The following is a 17,429-nucleotide window of genomic DNA, read 5'->3' as shown; positions in this document are numbered from 1 at the left end:
ATGATGGTAAAATCCGGTGTGTGTTTCTCGCCCCGCCGGAGGTGTGCCGCTCGTGGCCAAAGACCCACTCGAACCACAGCGCTGTGCGCGACTGCTCTCCGCGCTCGCCGCGCCCGAGCGGCTGAAGATCGTCCGCTTCCTGGCCGACGGCCCGCAGAACGTGACCGCGATCGCAGACATGCTCAAACTGAAAAACGTGGTGAACGTTTCTCACCACCTGGGCGTGCTGCGCAACGCGGGACTGATTCGCGGGAAGAAACAGGGCCGGTTCGTGCTGTATTCGCTGCGCCCCGGCGTACTCGAAGATGCGGTGAACGCCGGCATCCCGAAGGACGCGCTGAACCTCGGTTGCTGCCGCATCGAGATGCCGAACTGTCGAGACGAAGTGAAAGAGTGAGCGTGGCAGAAGCAGAAAAAGCACGAATGAAGAGCCGCGGATCAACGCCGATAACACGAATCAAGACAACAAACACCGGGCAGAAAAGCACAAGAGTGGGTGTGAGAAATTGGAATTGATTTCGGTTCTACTTTTGTGCCTTTTGCGCGTTTTTGTAGGGATTACTCCTCTTGTTTCGTTCTGATCCGTGTTATCCGCGTTGATCCGCAGCACCCTTCTTTTCCACTCGATGTCCCACACAAGACACTTGGTTTGCTCGGCGCGCCCGGGGCGGGTAATATGATCTCGCCTCTGCGGTGTTCGTGATGTGTCGCGCTCCATATTGGCGAACCTACACTAACCTGCTTGGGAGCCTTTATTTTAATGCTCGAGCCGCTCGCAAGCCCATCCCCGGCGCTCGTCGTCGGGACTGTAGTGGGATCCGAAACACTCGGGCGAGGCGCCCTACTCAATTAGCGGGTTCCCAACTGGCGGCACACACGGCACAGGTGGAGGCACTTTCTTTTTCCGCACATCCGATTTTTTCTTCGCGCCCGCTTCACGCGCACCCACTTACTCACCCAACTCGCGCTGCTGCAACGGATTGCGATCCGGGCAGCGAGCGCGTTTCTTTTGCGTTACACCGCGTGACTCGGCACTTGACTCACACGCACCGCGCAAGTGGGCCCGCCCAAAGTCGTTTGCATAGCGTGGGTTCGGGCGATTACTCACTGACACCGCGTTGGCAATGGCTTACCCGTTGACACAGCCGGCGCAATGGGTATCGTTCCCCCCATGACTGAGACGCAAACGACGCGAGGAATCGGGATGACCCGAATAACTCTCCTGTCCAAGTCGCAGCTCCCGCGTCGGAGAACCAGTCCCGGACTTTCCGCCCGGTAACGGCGGGAGCGGGTTCACGGCACGCCTCAATTGGATCGCGTGTGCCGCGTTCTCCGAAGTCGAACCTTCCGCCAACTCGCGGCGGTGATTAGCACCACACACGCGACGCTCCCCGACTCAGCGGCTCCGAGAGAGCCGTAGGGACCACGTCGTTACGAAACACGGCACCGGGCCGGTTCGTGGCTCTTTTGCACCCGCCGCAGGGAATGCGCCGGGAACGGTGTCACGGAAGACGCCCGGGACAGAAACGCTTCCTCTGTCCCGCTGCGAAGAGCCGCTGCGAACCACAACCCGGCTGTGTGGCCTGTGGCACGGACGCCACGGCAGGCTGCGGCCGACCCGCCCACGGACGGAGCGGGTCGGCCGCTACTATTTCACATCGCTCGAATCCGTTGCATATTCCAGTTAAGGCGCACCGGCACTTTCGGTACAACTATTAAAGCCCCATTGCGCTCATAACGGACCCAGCATGCCCGCACCTCTCGACCACCCGTTCCTTAATGCCGCCCGCGAGCGCGTCGTGATCCTCGACGGTGGAATGGGGACCAGCCTCCACAAGTACAAGCCGACGGACGAGGACTGGGGGCACGCGCCCAACGGTAAGTCGCTGCTGAACCTGTCCGACGCGCTCGTGTACACGCGGCCCGAGTGGATCGCCGAGATCCACCGCGGGTTCTTCGCGGCCGGGTGCGACGGGGTCGAGACGAACACGTTCAACGCCTCGCAGATCGTGCTCGACGATTTCGGCATGGGCGACAAACTCGCCGAGATCAACCGGCTGAACATCCGCATCGCGAAGCAGGTCGCGGCGGAGTTCGCGACCCCGGACCGGCCGCGGTTCGTGATCGGCTCGATCGGGCCGGGCACCAAGATGCCGTCGCTCACCGACCCCGCGATTTACGCGGACTTCGACACCCTCGCCGACGCCTACCGCCCACAGATCCGCGTGATGCTCGAGGAGCGGGTGGACGCCCTCCTCGTCGAAACGTGCTTCGATCCGCTCCAGGCGAAGTGCGTCGCGATCGCCGCCATTGAAGAAATGAAGCGCGCCGGCGTGCGGCTCCCGCTGATGGTGCAGCTCACGATCATCGACGCGCGGCAAAAGATGCTGCCGGGGACCGATATCCCCGGCGCGCTCGTGGCCCTGGAGCCGATCGACGAGATCGACGTGATCGGGATGAACTGCGGGGTCGGTCCGGACCTGATGGCCGACGGCATCAAGCACCTAAGCCGGCACTGCGACCGGTTGCTCAGCGTGCTGCCGAACGCCGGACTGCCCGAGACCCGCGGCGATGAGACGTACTTTCCGATGACCCCGGAAGTCATGGCCGACTGGGTTGATCGGTTCGTCACCGAGTTCGGTGTGAACATCGTCGGTGGCTGTTGTGGCAACGCGCACGGGCACATTAGTGCGATCGCGCAACGCGTTGCCGGGAAGAAGCCCGCGAAGCGCACGCCGGTCTACATCCCGGCCGTGTCCAGCCTCCAGAGCGCGCAGGAGCTGCTGGTCGACCAGCGCCCGCTGCTCGTCGGCGAGCGGACGAACACCAACGGCTCCCGGAAGTTCAAGCAGTTGCTCGAAAAGGACGACTGGCACGGCCTCGTGGAGATGGCGAAGGAGCAGGAGCGCGAGGGCGTTCACATCCTCGACGTGTGCGTGGACTACGTCGGGCGCGACGGCGTGCGCGACATGAAGGAGGTCATCAAGCGCTACAACGAGGTGCTGACGAAGCCGATCATGCTCGACAGCACGGAAGTGCCGGTGATCGAAGCCGGGTTGAAGTTGTGTAGCGGTAAGGCGCTCATCAACAGCATCAACCTCGAGGACGGGCGCAAGACGCTCGACCCGAAGACGATCCTGGCGAAGAAGTACGGGGCGTCACTCGTCGCGCTGACCATCGACGAAAAGGGTCAAGCCGACACTGCCGAGTGGAAGTTCGAGGTCGCGAAGCGCATCTACGACATCGTGGTCCACGAGTACGGCATCCCGCCGTCGGACCTGATGTTCGACACGCTCGTGTTCCCGCTGTCCACCGGTCAGGAGCAGACCCGCAAGAGCGCCATCGCGACGTTCGAGGCGCTGCGGCTCATCAAGCAGAACCTGCCCGGCGCGCTCACGCACCTCGGGCTCTCGAACTGCTCGTTCGGGCTCGCGCCGTACACGCGGCAGGTGCTCAACAGCATGTACCTGCACTACGCGCTCCAGTACGGCCTCGATTCCGCGATTTTGCACGCGGCCAAGATCATGCCGCTGGCGAGCATCGACGATACGGGGCGCGAACTGTGCCGCCGGTTGCTGTTCGACGAGCGGGTGTTCGATTCTGCGGGCAACTGCGTCGAAGACCCGCTGCAAATGCTCATCGCGCACTACGCGGACAAGAAGGCCGAGAGCAAGAAGGGCCAGTCGCTCGGCGATACGATCGAAGAGCGCCTGCGCCAGGCGATCATTCAGGGGCGCCGGGAGTCGCTGCTCGCGGACCTCGAGGCCGCGCGCGAGAAGTATTCGCCCATCGACATCATCAACAACATCCTGCTCGACGGGATGAAGGTGGTCGGCGAACTGTTCGGCAGCGGGCAGATGCAATTGCCGTTTGTGCTGCAGAGCGCGGAGGTGATGAAGACGTCCGTCGCGCACCTCGAACAGTTCATGGTGAAAGTGGAGGGCGCGGAGAAGGGCAAGATCGTCCTCGCGACCGTGAAGGGGGACGTTCACGACATCGGCAAGAACCTCGTGGACATCATCCTCACGAACAACGGATACAAGGTCTACAACCTCGGCATCAAGCAGCCCGTGGACGCGATGATCGCGGCGTTCAAGGACCACAAGGCGGACGCCATCGGCATGAGCGGGCTGCTCGTGAAATCCACCGTCATCATGAAAGAGGACCTCGTCACGCTGAACGAGCGCGGGCTGGCCCCGCCCGTGATCCTCGGCGGCGCGGCCCTCAACCGCCGGTACGTGGAGCACGACCTGCGCGCGATCTACAAGGGCGAAGTGTTCTACGGTGCGGATGCGTTCGAGGGGCTGCACGTGATGGACGAGCTCGCGCGCCGCAAGAAGTACGACATCGGCCGCGCGAGCCGCGCGATCGCGAAGTCCGAGGAGAAACGCCCGGGGCGCGAGATCGGTGGAAGCACGACCGTCGACGCCGCCCCCCGACCCAAGCCGCGTGCGCCGCGGACCGACCTCCCGGCGCGCTCGCCGTCGCTGCCGAAGGCCCCCGACCTGCCGCCCCCGCCGTTCCTCGGCGCCCGGAGTCGCACCGATTTCGACATGAACGAGATTTTCAAGTTCATCAACGAAATCACACTGTTCGGGACGCAGTGGGGGTTCAGGAAGGGCGGCGTGAAGCCGGCCGAACACGCGCGCCAGATCGCGGAAGTGGCGCGCCCCGCGTTCGAGCGGCTCAAGGCACTGTGTTTGGCCGAGAACATCCTGCGCCCCGCGGTGACCTACGGGTTCTTCCCGGTCGCGAGTGCGGGCACCAAACTCACGGTGTACGAGGACGACCACCGCACCCCGCGCAACACCTTCGACTTTCCGCGCCAGGACTTCGGCGAGTTCCTGTGCCTGTCGGATTACGTCGAACCGCTGCGCGACGGTAAGGCGGTCGATTACGTCGGGTTCACGGCGGTGACGATGGGTCGCGAGGTGACGAAGGTGGCGCAAGAGTGGTACCAGGCGGGCAAGTACCAGGACTACCTCTACCTGCACGGTCTCGGCGTCGAATCCGCCGAGGCGCTCGCGGAATACTTCCACCAGCAGGTGCGCCGGGAGTGGGGCATCGGTGCGGACGATTCGCCGCGCGTCGAGAAGCTGTTCAAGGGGCATTATCGCGGGTGCCGGTACTCGTTCGGCTACCCCGCGTGCCCGAACCTCGAGGACCAGAAGCAGCTCTTCGCGCTCATTGATCCGACCCGCGTGGGGATCACGCTGAGCGAACAGTTCCAGCTCGAACCGGAGCAGAGCACCACGGCCATTGTGGTTCACCACCCCAACGCGAAGTATTTCAACACCGAGCGGTACTCGAGCTGCGACACGAACGAGTAAGAGTGTTTACCGCAGAGGGCGCGGAGAGAAACTGCGCAGTTCCACCCGCTCGTTAGCACTCGCGGTTCGCCTGGAATCTCTGGGCGAGCCGCGAGTGCTAACGAGCGGGTAGTGTTTCCGCGCACTCAACGCCCCTGGAAGACAGAGGAGAGACACGGGCGAAATCCTGTTCTATTCTCTCTTCGGTATTCTCTCCGCGCCCTTCGCGCCCTCTGCGGTGAACACTCTTGCTTTCCGACGCAATGATTCGCATCGCCGGGCTCCGCGTGCTGTACGGCGCGTTCGCCGCGGTCGACGGGCTCGACCTCGACATCCGTCGGGGCGAACTGTTCGGGCTGCTCGGGCCGAACGGGGCCGGTAAGTCCACCACCATCCGCGTGCTCATCGGCCAGCGCCAGCCGAGCGGCGGGAGCGTCACCATCGGCGGGCGCGACGTCGTGCGCGAGTGGGCGCGGATCAAACCCATATTCGGCTACGTGCCCGACCGCGAGAACCACTTCGAGGAGTTCACCGGCCGGCGCAATTTGGAGTTCTTCGGCCAGCTCTACAACGTGCCGAAGTTGCGCGTGACGCAAGTGCTGAAGATGGTCGAACTGGACGAGGCCGCGGACCTGCAGGTGCGCGGGTACTCGCTCGGGATGCGGAAGAAATTGCTCCTCGCCCGCGCGCTGCTCCACGAGCCGCAAGTTCTTTACCTCGACGAGCCCACCGCGAACCTCGACATCCACTCCGCGGAGGTCGTTCACCGCATCCTGCGCGAGCGCGTGAAGATGGGCGCGACGATCATCCTGACCACGCACGACATGGACGAGGTCGAAAAGATCTGTGACCGCGTCGGGATTATGGCGCGCGGGAAACTGGTCGCGCTCGATTCGCCACTCGCGCTGAAACAGCAGCACACCGAGCGCAAGGTGGACGTGATCCGCGACGACGGCGCGCGGTTCGTCTTCGACATGGACACCCCTGCGGGCCGCACCGACCTCGCGGCACTGATAACGGCCGGGCGCGCGCTGAGTATCCGCACCCGCGAGTTCGACTTCCACGCGACATTCCTGAAACTCACGGGGCTGGCATTCGATTGAGGCCGCGATATGGTCGGCGCGGGCAAAAAGGGAGTTCGCAAGAGAACCGATCGACCGCCCCCGAAAGTGTTTCTCGGTATCGGGGCGGGCCTCTTCGTGCTGAACCACTTGGCCGTCGCGTTCGGCTTGGGGTTGCACCCCGAAGCCCTGGTGACGGGCTGCTGGCTCGTACTGATGGGCGGCTGGGTTCTGCTCGCGGGCCGTTCGTTCGACGCGGTGTGGGCCTGGGCGGGCCCCTCCGAGTACCGAATGATCGGGCTGCTGGTACTCACCCTCGTTGCCGCACTCGGGGCCGCAGAAGGTGTCGCGCGGATCGCCTACGGGCAGCGCCTGTTGAATTAATCACCGATTCCCAACGGACCCGAACCCCGCTATGCGCTGGTACATCCTGAAGGCGCTCATCAAGAAAGAGTTCGCGCGGCACCTGGCGAACCGCGGGGGCATCGCGCTCGCGTTCCTCCTGGTCGCGGCCGCCGTGCTCCTGAGCGTGTTCGCCCCCCGGGAAACCGCGGCGGCCGGCACGAGCATGGTCGGCGGCGTCCACCACTGTTACGTCGACTACGACCGGTCGACGCCGCTGGTCAGGCACCTGCAGGGGAACGTCCCACCGGACCTGAAGGCGCAGGTCGTCTTCCGCGAGATCCCCCCGGAGCGCATCGGCACGCTGCTCGATTCGCCCCCCGGTACCGGTTCCATCCAGCTCACGTCCCGGCACGACCCGGGCAAACGGCCCGCGGTTCAGATTTACGTGTGGCACCCGGACGGCGAGCCCGCGGCCCTCGCGCCCTACGAACAGTGGCTCTGGAAGGAGTGCCGGCGCGCGTTCGCGGCCGAGGCCGCAGCGAAAATGCCGGGCGCGACGCTCCCGGCGGAACCGAACTTCGATTCGGACCGGTGGCTCGTGATCGAAGCGCACAAGCGGTTCCAGGAGCAGATCGAAGTCGTGCGCAAGAACGAGGGCGTCGAGAGCGCGGCGCCGGTCGTGCCGGACCTGGTGATCGATCGCCGCGGATTGGGCGGGAAGGTACTCGATTTCCGCGCCGCGATCGCGACCGGTATGGTGGTGTTCGCGCTGTACTTCGCGTGCGTGTACCTGCTCCCGACGCTCAACTGTGAGGAGCGCGAGCGCGGCGTGCTGCTCGCGCAGGCGCTCACCCCGGCCTCGCCGACCGAGCTGCTCGTAGCAAAGTTCGTGTTCTACCCCGCGTTCGGGTTGGGGCTCGCGGCCACGCTCGCGGCCGTGTACAAACCGGACGTGCTCTCGAGCCTGTTCTTCTGGCTGGCACTGTTCGCGGTCGGTGGCGGGTTCCTCGGTATCGGCATGACGATCGCGGCGTGGGCGAAGACGCAGCGGGCCGCGTTCCTCGGCGGGATGTGCTACCTGCTGTCCGTGTCGATGCTGCTGCTTATTTGTTCGATCAACGGTATCCCGTACCTGTCGTACCTCGCGGTCGAGTTCCACGGCCCGCGCATCCTGCACGCGGCCCTCAGCGGCGCGGTGCAAACGGCCCACTGGAAGCACTTGGCCGCGGCACTGGGGTTGGCCGTCGCGTGGCTGTTCGCGGCGGGCTGGGTGTTCAAGCGCCGCGGGTGGCAGTGAGCTTGAATGCGAAGGGGTGAAAGGGCGAGCGGGTGAAGGGGTGAAAGGCCCAGTGCCCGCTGCGGTCTCAAGGCATCACGGCCAAAATCGCACGTCTGGAACGAGTAGCCCGATCACGAACCAGATGGTTTCCAGAATCCACATCAGCAGCGCGAACAGTCGGATGCCATCGGCGGTCCACTCCATCGCGCCGAAATCGACGATGAAGGCCACGATCCACGACCCTTCCAACCAGTTCGCTCCGCCCAAAAAGAGAATCCACGCCCAGAACAGCGAAGAGATGAGGAACACGCCGATCCAGGTGTTGACGCTCATCTCCACCTCCGCACACCAGTTGTGATGTACTTCGGCGGTCGGCGCGATTTATTTTAATGCGAAGGCGACGTGAAAGTTCGCAGCAGCGCCGACTCAACAACTGAGAGCCAATCTTCGGGCGTGTGATCCAACGGGCTGCGTCCGGTCATCGTCGTGGCGACCGGACGCCCCATACATCTCCCGTTCGTTTCAGTCGCCGCCACCGTACTCCGGTTCGGGGAAGTCGGCGTCGAGTTCGGCCACCCGAGCGCGCGTGGGCCAGGGGATCGAGCACGGCGTCGCGGCCGCAATCGACACCGGTTCCGGGATGTCCGCGAGTGCAGCAACTCCGACGACTTCCTGGCGCGCGCGCGCCGGGATCAGGCGCAAGCGCACCGGGAGCGGTTCGTTACCGGGGCGGCTCACCGAGACGGTGACTTCTTGTGGCTCCGCTAACAGGAACCCGACCGGGACGACGACTTGCAGTTCACCGCGTTCCAGAACGGCCATCAGTTTTTCCCCCAGAAAGGGTGACAGGAAAGGGGCGCCGGGCGCACCGGCGCGGGCGTAGCCGACACCACGAAGGTGTGGCACACAGTGAGGGGCTGGGAGAGGAATCCCGCCGCGAGTGCCGATTGGCGGGTTACCCGCTGAGGATAACGCTCACCGGTCGGATCTCAAAGGATCGTTTGGAGATTCCGTGAGCGAAGTTTGTGCGGCGTGCTGCCGACTTGAGGAAATCCGACAGCGCCACATTAACGCGGGCCGGTGGACGTGTCGAATGTATCAGCGGGAAATGTTGTGCGCTCGCGCGGTTTCGAGTCGGGTCGGACCGTGTGGGGAACGTGGAGAAAGAGCGGGCAATTTCCGGCGGGGTAAGCACACGGATGTCGTTCCACCGGAGGGCGCCCCGCGGAACGTACTGGTATTCGACCCGGATCGTAGAATGCGGGAACCCTGGAGGCGCGAATGAGCCCGACGTTTGCCCGTGTCTGTGCCCTTGCATTTTGTCTCGCGTTCGTCAGCACCGCGTCGGCCGACCCTATGGGGGAAGCCGAGGCACGCCGGCAAGAAGAGCTGGCGCGGCAGGCCGAGGAACACCGCGCGAACGGGCGGCTCGCGGCCCGTGCGTTCTGCGTCGTGATCGGTGGGGTGATCCTGTGGGTGGCCGTCGGTATCGCGCGAAACGGTTTGGGCTTCGGCTCCGGCCTGCGGCGCACGACCGGCCCGGTGGCGTGGGTGGTTGCGGCTGTAATTGGTGCGGCCGGCCTGGTCATCGCCGTCGGCGGGCAAGTGTACGCCCCGGATCTGCTCGTCCGGCCCTGATCCCGCGCGGCGCTCGACGCGCCTTTCCGTTCGGGTACAATCAGCAGCATGAAATACGTCATCGTCATTCCCGACGGCTGTGCGGACGAACCGGTCGCGGAACTCGGTAACCTGACGCCGCTCCAAGCCGCGAAACTGCCGAACATGGACCGCGTCGCGAAGAGCGGCGTGGTGGGGCTGTCGAACAACGTGCCGCCGTCGCTCACGCCCGCGTCGGACGTGGCCACGCTGTCGCTGTTCGGGTACGACCCGCTGCGGTTCTACACCGGGCGCGCGCCGCTCGAAACCGCGGCGATGGGCATTCACCTCGGCCCCAACGACTGGGCGATCCGCTGCAACCTCGTGTACACGCCCGACGGCCACATGCGGGACTTCACCGCGGGACACATCTCGAGCGAGGACGGCGCGCCGCTCATCAAGGCGCTCCAGCACGAACTCGGCGGGCGGGAAATGGGCGGCGGGACGCTCGAGTTCCACCCCGGCGTGCAGTACCGCAACATCCTCGTCTGGCGCTCGAACGCGGAAGCGTCCCCGCTGAACGGCACGAAAGCGCAGGCCCCGCACGACATCCCTGACAAGCCGGTCGCGGACTACCTCCCGCAGGGACCGGGGGCCGAGATGCTCGTCGCGCTCATGGAAGCGAGCAAGCCGATTCTGGCCGCGCACCCGGTGAACGCGAAGCGCATCGCGGAGGGCAAAAAGCCGGCGACGCAGGTGTGGCTGTGGGGTCACGGCAAGGCGCCGCGCATGGAGCCGTTCGCGCAGGTGTACGGCGGGCGCGGGGCGATCATTTCCGCGGTGGACCTCGTCCGCGGGGTCGGCGTGCTCGTCGGCTGGCACCGCATCGATGTGCCCGGCGCGACCGGGTACCTCGACACGAACTACGCGAACAAGGGCCGGTACGCGATCGAGGCGCTCGGCGCGTTCGACCTCGTGTGCGTTCACGTCGAGGCCCCGGACGAGGCCTCGCACGAGGGCAAGGCCGGCGAGAAGGTGAAGGCGCTGGAACAGATCGACGAACACATCGTCGGCCCGCTCCTCGACGCGCTGCCACGCTACGGCGAGTACCGCATTCTGGTGGAACCGGACCACCGGACCACGCTCGCGACGCGGGCACACGCTTACGGGTCGGTCGCGTTCGCCGCGTGCGGAACCGGCATCACCCCGGACGCGGCCGAGCGGTACGACGAACCGACCGCTGCGACGACCGGTCTGAGTTTCGATCCGGGTTGGCACCTGATGAAGTGGTGGTTGGGGCGGTAGACGCGCGCGAAGAATAAGACCGGGCGGGAGTTAGGAATTCCGAGTGCGGGTCGTCCACTGAGAACCCTTTACCGCGGAGACACACATGAGCCGGCTGTTCGTCGCGATCGGTTGTTGCGCCCTCCTGTTCTCGTTACTCCCGGGCGCGCCCGCCCCGGTCGCCGCGGGGCAAGAGTCGAAGGAACAGTCCATCAAGATCCGGTGGTTCGGGCAGTCGTTCTTCCAGATCGAATCGGCCGAAAAGCGCCAGATCGCGATCGACCCGCACGCGATCCCCGCGTTCGGGCGCCAATCGACCACCGCCGAGTTCATCCTCGTCAGCCACCCGCACGACGACCACGCGCTCCTCGACATGGTCGAGAAGGAGAAGAGGGAAGACAAGTTCAAGGAAGGCGACATCCTGCGCGGGGTGATCGAATCGAAGCCGGGCAAACAGGAGTGGAAGGTGATCGACGAGAAGCGCGGGAACATCCGCGTGCGCACCGTCGCGACCTACCACGACACCACGAACGGGATGCAGCGCGGCAAGAACAGCATCTGGATCATCGAGATGAACGGCCTCGTGATCTGCCACCTCGGGGACCTGGGGCACGAACTCTCGCCCGAACAGGTGAAGGCGGTCGGCAAGATCGACGTGCTGATGGTCCCCGTGGGCGGCATCTACACGATCAACGGCGAGCAGGCGCAAAACGTGATGAAGCAACTCAAGCCGCGCCTGTACGCGCTACCGATGCACTACGGCATTCTGGGTTACGACGAACTCGCCGGCCCCGAAGAGTTTCTCGACGGGATCAAGAAAGAAGACATCAAGAAGATGCCCGAGACGAACGAACTCGTCATCCCCGTGACCCTCAAACTGGACGAGCCGAAAATTGTGATCCTGAATTGGAAGAAGGAAGAGCCGAAAAAAGAGGAGCCAAAGAAGCCGGAACCCAAGAAACCGGAAAAGAAGTGACAGAGGAAGGCCCACCCGCTGGTTGGCCCTCGCGGTTCGCCAAGAGTCTCGGGCGAACCGCGAGGGCCAACCAGCGGGTGGACCGATTCCCAGGATTAGTTGCTGAAACGCGAATCGGCTGCTGCTCACCTCCGGGTGAGCAGCAGCCGATTCGCATTTCTCGGCCCACCGCCTGGACTCACACTTCTACTTCGCGTCCGGCTCACTTCGGGAGGAACTCGAACGCGCCCGACGGGAACGGACCGAACGGGGCCGATGTGATGCCGTTTTGGGTCGTTCCAGCGAACTGCGCGGGCGGCGCGATAATGCGCACTCTCACGACGACGGTTTCACCCGGCTTCGCGAACCCCGCGTGGACCACCGCCATCTGCGGGTTTGAATCGAGCGTGTAGGTCCCACTGCCCCAGATCGCACCGCCCTGCCCTTGCCCTTGGGCTCCGGTAATGCGGAACACGAACTCCTTGCCGAACTGGTTCGCGTAGTTGAACAGGCTGGGCGGGGCCGGCTGCGCGTTGACCAGTTGTTCGGTCGGCTCGGGACCGGTGCGAACCAGGCGCACGTCGGTCAGCTTGAGGTGTTGCTCGCCGAACTGGAACGTGCCCACGCGGAGCGACTCGGTCGTCAGTTTCCCCGCGATCTTGGAATCGTCCGTGTGGATCACGTCGAACTCGCGATGCTCCAAGTTCGCGGCGGGCACCTTGTTGCGAACGAACTTCACGACCTCTTCGGCCCGGCGCGAGACCTCCGGGTCTTCGTGCTTGAGGGCCTTTACGAGGGACGGGTACGCCCGGTCGCGGAGCTCCTTGAGTTCCTCGGTGGCGGACTCGCGCACCTTGAAGTCCGAGTGGTTCAGCTTGGCGATCGCGGCCGCGGCCTTATCCGTGGTGGCCGCCGGGAGCCGGGTCGCGAACTCGATGCGCCGGATCTCGGACACCGCGATCCGCAGGGTGCCGTGCTTGGTGACGAGTTCGAGCTTCTCGTCGAGCAACTTCAGCTTCATGACGCTGTCGTCGATGTACTTCACTTCGACGTCGGTACCCGTGCGCGGCTTGCTCGCCTCGGACGTTTGCGCGGGCTGCGGCCCGCCGACGATCGGGGCCGCGGAGAGCCCGACGGCTAAAGCAACGGGAACGATCCAGAGAACCTTGCGAACCGTGGGCATGGGGGTCGCCCTCCGAAAAGTTGGGAGCCGTTCTCAAAAGGGGAGTTTCCGTTCCCCCGCGGGTCGGAATCCTATCGGGATAGGCTAATCAATGTCCCAGCGTGAACGCTACCCCAATTCGCCGACCCGCGCGTTCGTTCATGATGAAAATCATCCGCGAAATGTTTCGCGCCGTAAAGCGCCTTTATCGATTTCGCACCCGGGGCACCAAAACGTAACGCCCCGGGGACGAACCCCGGGGCGCCGAGAACACACTCACTTACTTAACTCACACGGCGGCCAGTTCCGCCCCGTCGTTCGCGAACCGCTCCGCCAGCGACGGGTCGATGCCTTCGAGCACTTCCTTCAACCGCAACCGGGCGACGTGCAACCGCCGCTTCACGGTCCCCGTCGGGACCGCGAACTCCCGCGCGATCTGCTTCAGGCTCCGGCCCCGGATGTAGAACGCTTCCAGGGTCTGCCGATCGAGCGGCTTCAACTCGGCGAGCCCCTCCTTGAGCTGATCGACGGCCTCGCCGACCGCGAACTGCTCCTCCGCGGTCCGGGTTCGGGCCTCGACCGCGTCGAGCACCTCGGTGTCGGCCCCGAAGAGCGGGCCGCGCCGGGTCAGCCGGTTGATCGCCATCCGCGCGGTGATCCGCCGCAACCAGCCGGCGAAGCACCGGGGGTCGCGCAGTTGCGGCAGCTTCCGCATCGCGTGGACGAACACGTCCTGGGCCAGTTCCTGCGCCTCGAGCGGGTCGCGCACCCGGCCCAGCGCCATCGCGTAGACGCTGCTCTGGAACCGGGTGACCAACTCGCCGTAAGCCTCGCGGTCGCCGGTCTTCGCCTTCTCAACCAACACAGTGATTTCGGTCCAGCTCATGATTGGGTTCCTGTCCCGATCCTTGTCCCGTGTTTTGCGGCGCTGGCGACGCGCGACCGACTCGGGAACGCGGCCCTCCTCGGATCAGAGAAGGGGGCGGCTCGTTCCCGCGTCCGGGCGGCTTCTGGGTAGCGGCTCACCGACTCGCACCTTTCCCTTGCGGTCCGGCGCAGCGATGTGCTGCACCACGACCGCTCCGGGCGCCCCTTTGCTGAGAAAGGGACATCGGCGCGAACAATCGTCGGGAACCGGAACCGGGAAAGCCGCGGCGGCTTTTGCCCAGGGGTTGGTTTGAGGGGACCCGTTCGTGAGTTGTCACATGCGACGGCGATGTTCGCGAGGCGACTGAAGGCGCGCGGCCTTCGTCTGCTTCGTGACACCGGCGCACCGTGCGACCCGACGAGGTCTCACTCGCACCAATCCGGGACCAGCGTGATAGAAGTTAAAAGTCCTGGTTGTGACCATCGCGTAAACGCGCAACGACTACGGTTGTTCATCTGAGCCGGTGGGCCGGCCCTCGTGGTCAATCCGAATCGGGGGTGCGTTTAAGCCAGTGGTCACCTCACTTTCCGGCCGTCGTCGCCGGGGTCACTTTCCTCAGTACGCCTTGTTTGTCGCAGGTCCGAGCAGGCGATTGGCAGTCGCGGCTGATTCGGCTTCTGACGACGCTTACTGTGGTCAAGCGATCCCACCGGGAATCTGTGACTATCGCTGTCCGGTTCGCACCGGATAGGGACGGCCACGAGACGACGGCACGGGAACCAGGGGAATGACATCCGACCGGACCGGTCGGGGGCACGGCGTCTGGAGCGCCCGCCCGCGTCTGCTTTCGCATCTGCGGTGCGGACTCGTCCTGCCGTGACCGGACCTGTTCGGGTTCCGGATTGTGGGGCAACGGGAATTGCCCCTGGGACAGGTCGTCCGCTGAATAGGCTCCAGCCGCGAACCCCAGACCGAGGCGATCGGCCGGCGTCGCGATCAGCTTCACGCTGGTCACAATGGCGGTCGTCGTCGTCAGGGTCTTCAGGTTGTTCAGGGCCATCGCACACCTCCGCGGACGTTGTGACACGGTTGAGAGCCGTGCCAGAGGATGAATTAAGAAGTCATCTCGAACGGTTAGAGGGAAATAAAGGTTAGGGGTACACGGTAAAAACGACGCGAGCCGGGATCGCCCGGCCACGGACTAGTAACAGTAACTAGCCGCGATCCGCTTGGCAATCGACTCTCGCCGATTTTTCCAAATTTTCAGAGCCAACGACCGAACACCGGGGCGAACCCCCGGTGCGGTTACCCTTCTCGGACACGAGCTTCTAAGGGGTGGTTCGCGCGCTTTTTGATTTTCTTTCCCTTTTTCTTCGCGACGCTCAGTGAGCCAGAAAGTGCTTTGAAAGGACCAGAGGAACCGAGCGTGCCGACTTCAAGCAGCGGGTTCGATGCTCACGCCGAGCGGGTGCCCGCCCTGCTTCACGAACGGGTCGGAGCCGCACGAGCGGATCTGATCGGCTTTCAGCTCGGCCACTTCCAGCGCCCCGATCCACACCGCCGCTTTACCGTTCTGGTGCGCGTCGAGCATGAGCTTCACGCACTTCTCGACGGTGTAGCCGAACACCTTGCGTAGCACGCCCACGACGAATTCCATCGTGTTCTTGTCGTCGTTGTGCAGAATGACCGCGTAGGGCGGCTGGCGGCGCGTTTTGGCCTCGGTGTCGGGGGCGACGTCTGGAAGTGGGGTTGCTGTGGCCATAATCCGGTCTCTCTACCGGGGCGAGCGGAAGACTCAGCGATTATAACCCGCTCATAACATGAGGGGAAGAGAGGGTAAACAAATTACTCTGTCCACATTTAGAGTGATGCGCCCGTGTTCTGCCGTCGGAAGCCGAACAGTTCAGACCCAAAGACGAACCCCGCCCAAAAGGGCGGGGTTCAGCATTTTACCGTTCCGGCGGCGGGGGCGGAGGGTTGCCACCCGGTCCGCCGGGACCGCCCGGGAACCCACCGGGGCCGCCCGGCCCTCCCGGGAATCCGCCGGGACCACCCGGGCCACCGGGACCGCGTTCCTTCATGGCCTTGAACGTTTTCTTCTGTTCTTCGGTCATGAGCTTTTCGAGCTTCGCGTCCACGTCCTTCTGGATGGCTTCGAGTTGCTTCTTCTGGGCATCGGTCAGCTTCAGTTGGTCCTGGAGGAACACCGGCATGATCTGACCGAGAGGGGGCGGGCCGAACCCACCAAATCCCCCGGGGCCGCCACCGCCCGGGCCACCCGGCCGACCACCACCGAATCCTCCCGGGCCACCACCGCCGGGGCCGCCGCCACCGAGATTGGCCATTTCCTTCGTGAAGAACGCGGTCAGTTCTTCCTTTGTGAGAACGCCCTTCTGGTTCGCATCGGCCCGCTCGAACAGCGGCTTCAACCGCTCGTCCGTGACCTCGTCCTTCGTGAGTTTGCCGTCGCTGTTCTTGTCGAAGGCCATCAACCGCGTCACCATTTCTTCGGCGCTGACGGCCCGACCGCCGCCCGGCCCACCGGGGCCGCCCTTGCCGCCTTTTTCGCCTCCTCCGCCACCCTTACCACCGCCGCCCTTACCGCCGCCGGGGGGTTGAGCGTTGGTGAACGAAACGACCGCGAGCAACCCGCCCACGAATAATGCCACTGCTGCCATTCGCATATGGAGTCTCCGAATAGATATGATGGGGTTCGATTCAGCCCGCGCAGTTACTTCCGCGGGTTCATGTCCTTCTCGTCCGGCGTGACGCCGAGAACGATCTCGAAGTACGCCTGCAATTCGCCGATTTTCGAGTCCTTGACCGGCTTGAAGTCCACCAGGATCAGTTCGCGGTCGATGACGTCGCGGACGCCACCGAATACCCCGTCGCGCGCGTTGCCCGCGTGCCCGCGGATCATGAACTGGCTGGTGAGCAACTCGCGGTTCCCCTTCTTCACCTTGAAGTGGATGTGCGGCGCGGGCCGACCGGGGTACGGAACCGGCTTGATGGTGCGGAACCGGTACTCGCCCTTATCGGTGGTGGCGCAGCGGCCGAACCCCTGGAAGTTCTTGTCTTGTTGCTTGGCTTTCGGGGTGCTGTCGGACGAGTGGAGGTACACCTCGTTCGCGTCGCACTGCCAGATTTCGACGGTCGCGTTCTTCACGGGCGCACCGTTGATGTCGAACACCTTGCCCGTCAGGTGCGTGATCTCGCCCACCGCCCGCGTGGTGTTTTTGCCGATGATGATGAGGTCGTTATCCGTGTCGAGCGGGATTTTGTCCGGGTAGAACGGCCCTTCCGTGAGCGGCGGCGTGCGGAGCAACTGTTCCGCGAATAGTGTCGGTGACGTGAGCACGGACGCACTGAGCGCGCCGAGAAACATGCGGCGATTGGGATTGAATAGCGGCCCGCTCATGGCGTTACTGACCTCGGTTTGGGAGTGGGGGAGTTGAACGGTACGGGTTAAACGCAGAGCACTTCCGAGCCGAGACCACGGTACACGCGAAATTCACACCACACGCGAGTCTCCGCGTCCGCGCGGACGCCGTTCGCGGTCGGCCGTAGCAT

The 17,429-nt window shown here is 64.4% G+C and carries 14 protein-coding genes and 1 pseudogene; 8 read left to right on the top strand and 7 right to left on the bottom strand.

What is annotated here, in order from left to right; genetic code table 11:
* Positions 1 to 52: 52 nt before the first annotated feature.
* The 5 genes and pseudogenes from J8F10_RS28440 to J8F10_RS28420 all read left to right on the top strand — a co-directional run bounded on the left by J8F10_RS28440 (position 53) and on the right by J8F10_RS28420 (position 8,012).
* Positions 53 to 397, top strand: a complete 345-nt coding sequence (locus J8F10_RS28440; protein WP_210659767.1) for an ArsR/SmtB family transcription factor — start codon at positions 53 to 55, stop codon at positions 395 to 397.
* Between the two features lie 1,351 nt (positions 398 to 1,748).
* Positions 1,749 to 5,330, top strand: a complete 3,582-nt coding sequence (gene metH / locus J8F10_RS28435; RefSeq protein WP_210659766.1) for a methionine synthase — start codon at positions 1,749 to 1,751, stop codon at positions 5,328 to 5,330.
* Positions 5,331 to 5,617: 287 nt separating this feature from the next.
* Positions 5,618 to 6,412, top strand: a pseudogene (locus tag J8F10_RS28430) (ABC transporter ATP-binding protein); the annotation flags it as partial.
* 9 nt (positions 6,413 to 6,421) lie between these two features.
* Positions 6,422 to 6,754 carry a hypothetical protein gene (locus tag J8F10_RS28425; RefSeq protein ID WP_210659764.1) on the top strand — a complete coding sequence of 111 codons (333 nt, stop codon included), beginning with the start codon at positions 6,422 to 6,424 and terminating at the stop codon, positions 6,752 to 6,754.
* 31 nt (positions 6,755 to 6,785) lie between these two features.
* Positions 6,786 to 8,012 (top strand): ABC transporter permease, encoded by a 1,227-nt coding sequence (locus J8F10_RS28420; RefSeq protein ID WP_210659762.1) that lies wholly within the window; start codon positions 6,786 to 6,788, stop codon positions 8,010 to 8,012.
* 75 nt (positions 8,013 to 8,087) lie between these two features.
* On the opposite strand, the gene J8F10_RS28415 is transcribed toward J8F10_RS28420, so the two are convergent.
* The gene (locus J8F10_RS28415) at positions 8,088 to 8,327 is read right to left on the bottom strand and encodes a hypothetical protein (RefSeq protein ID WP_210659760.1); all 240 of its coding nucleotides are present in this window, start codon (positions 8,325 to 8,327) and stop codon (positions 8,088 to 8,090) included.
* A 189-nt stretch (positions 8,328 to 8,516) separates the two neighbouring features.
* Positions 8,517 to 8,816, bottom strand: a complete 300-nt coding sequence (locus J8F10_RS28410; protein WP_210659758.1) for a hypothetical protein — start codon at positions 8,814 to 8,816, stop codon at positions 8,517 to 8,519.
* 459 nt (positions 8,817 to 9,275) lie between these two features.
* Between J8F10_RS28410 and J8F10_RS28405 the strand changes: the two genes are divergently transcribed.
* From J8F10_RS28405 to J8F10_RS28395, 3 genes are all read left to right on the top strand, one after another.
* Positions 9,276 to 9,632, top strand: a complete 357-nt coding sequence (locus J8F10_RS28405; protein WP_210659757.1) for a hypothetical protein — start codon at positions 9,276 to 9,278, stop codon at positions 9,630 to 9,632.
* A gap of 48 nt (positions 9,633 to 9,680) precedes the next feature.
* Positions 9,681 to 10,895 (top strand): cofactor-independent phosphoglycerate mutase, encoded by a 1,215-nt coding sequence (locus J8F10_RS28400; RefSeq protein WP_210659754.1) that lies wholly within the window; start codon positions 9,681 to 9,683, stop codon positions 10,893 to 10,895.
* Between the two features lie 85 nt (positions 10,896 to 10,980).
* A complete protein-coding gene (locus J8F10_RS28395) occupies positions 10,981 to 11,850 on the top strand; it encodes an MBL fold metallo-hydrolase (protein WP_210659753.1) in 870 nt (289 codons plus the stop codon).
* A 202-nt stretch (positions 11,851 to 12,052) separates the two neighbouring features.
* Here the strand turns inward: J8F10_RS28395 and J8F10_RS28390 are convergent, their stop codons facing one another.
* The 5 genes from J8F10_RS28390 to J8F10_RS28370 all read right to left on the bottom strand — a co-directional run bounded on the left by J8F10_RS28390 (position 12,053) and on the right by J8F10_RS28370 (position 17,277).
* Complete coding sequence (locus J8F10_RS28390; protein WP_210659751.1) at positions 12,053 to 13,012, bottom strand: LCCL domain-containing protein; 960 nt, start codon at positions 13,010 to 13,012, stop codon at positions 12,053 to 12,055.
* 268 nt (positions 13,013 to 13,280) lie between these two features.
* Positions 13,281 to 13,877 carry an RNA polymerase sigma factor gene (locus tag J8F10_RS28385; protein ID WP_210659749.1) on the bottom strand — a complete coding sequence of 199 codons (597 nt, stop codon included), beginning with the start codon at positions 13,875 to 13,877 and terminating at the stop codon, positions 13,281 to 13,283.
* 1,417 nt (positions 13,878 to 15,294) lie between these two features.
* A complete protein-coding gene (locus J8F10_RS28380; protein WP_210659747.1) occupies positions 15,295 to 15,621 on the bottom strand; it encodes an ATP-dependent Clp protease adaptor ClpS in 327 nt (108 codons plus the stop codon).
* 187 nt (positions 15,622 to 15,808) lie between these two features.
* The gene (locus tag J8F10_RS28375; protein ID WP_210659745.1) at positions 15,809 to 16,543 is read right to left on the bottom strand and encodes a hypothetical protein; all 735 of its coding nucleotides are present in this window, start codon (positions 16,541 to 16,543) and stop codon (positions 15,809 to 15,811) included.
* 47 nt (positions 16,544 to 16,590) lie between these two features.
* Positions 16,591 to 17,277, bottom strand: coding sequence for a dioxygenase family protein (locus J8F10_RS28370; protein WP_210659743.1), 687 nt, complete (start codon positions 17,275 to 17,277; stop codon positions 16,591 to 16,593).
* Between the last annotated feature and the right edge of the window lie 152 nt (positions 17,278 to 17,429).

Origin of the sequence: Gemmata palustris, assembly GCF_017939745.1 — a bacterium.
In the GTDB taxonomy this organism is placed as follows: domain Bacteria; phylum Planctomycetota; class Planctomycetia; order Gemmatales; family Gemmataceae; genus Gemmata; species Gemmata palustris.
Note: the sequence above shows the minus strand (reverse complement) of the source record. Positions and strands in the feature narration are given on the sequence as shown.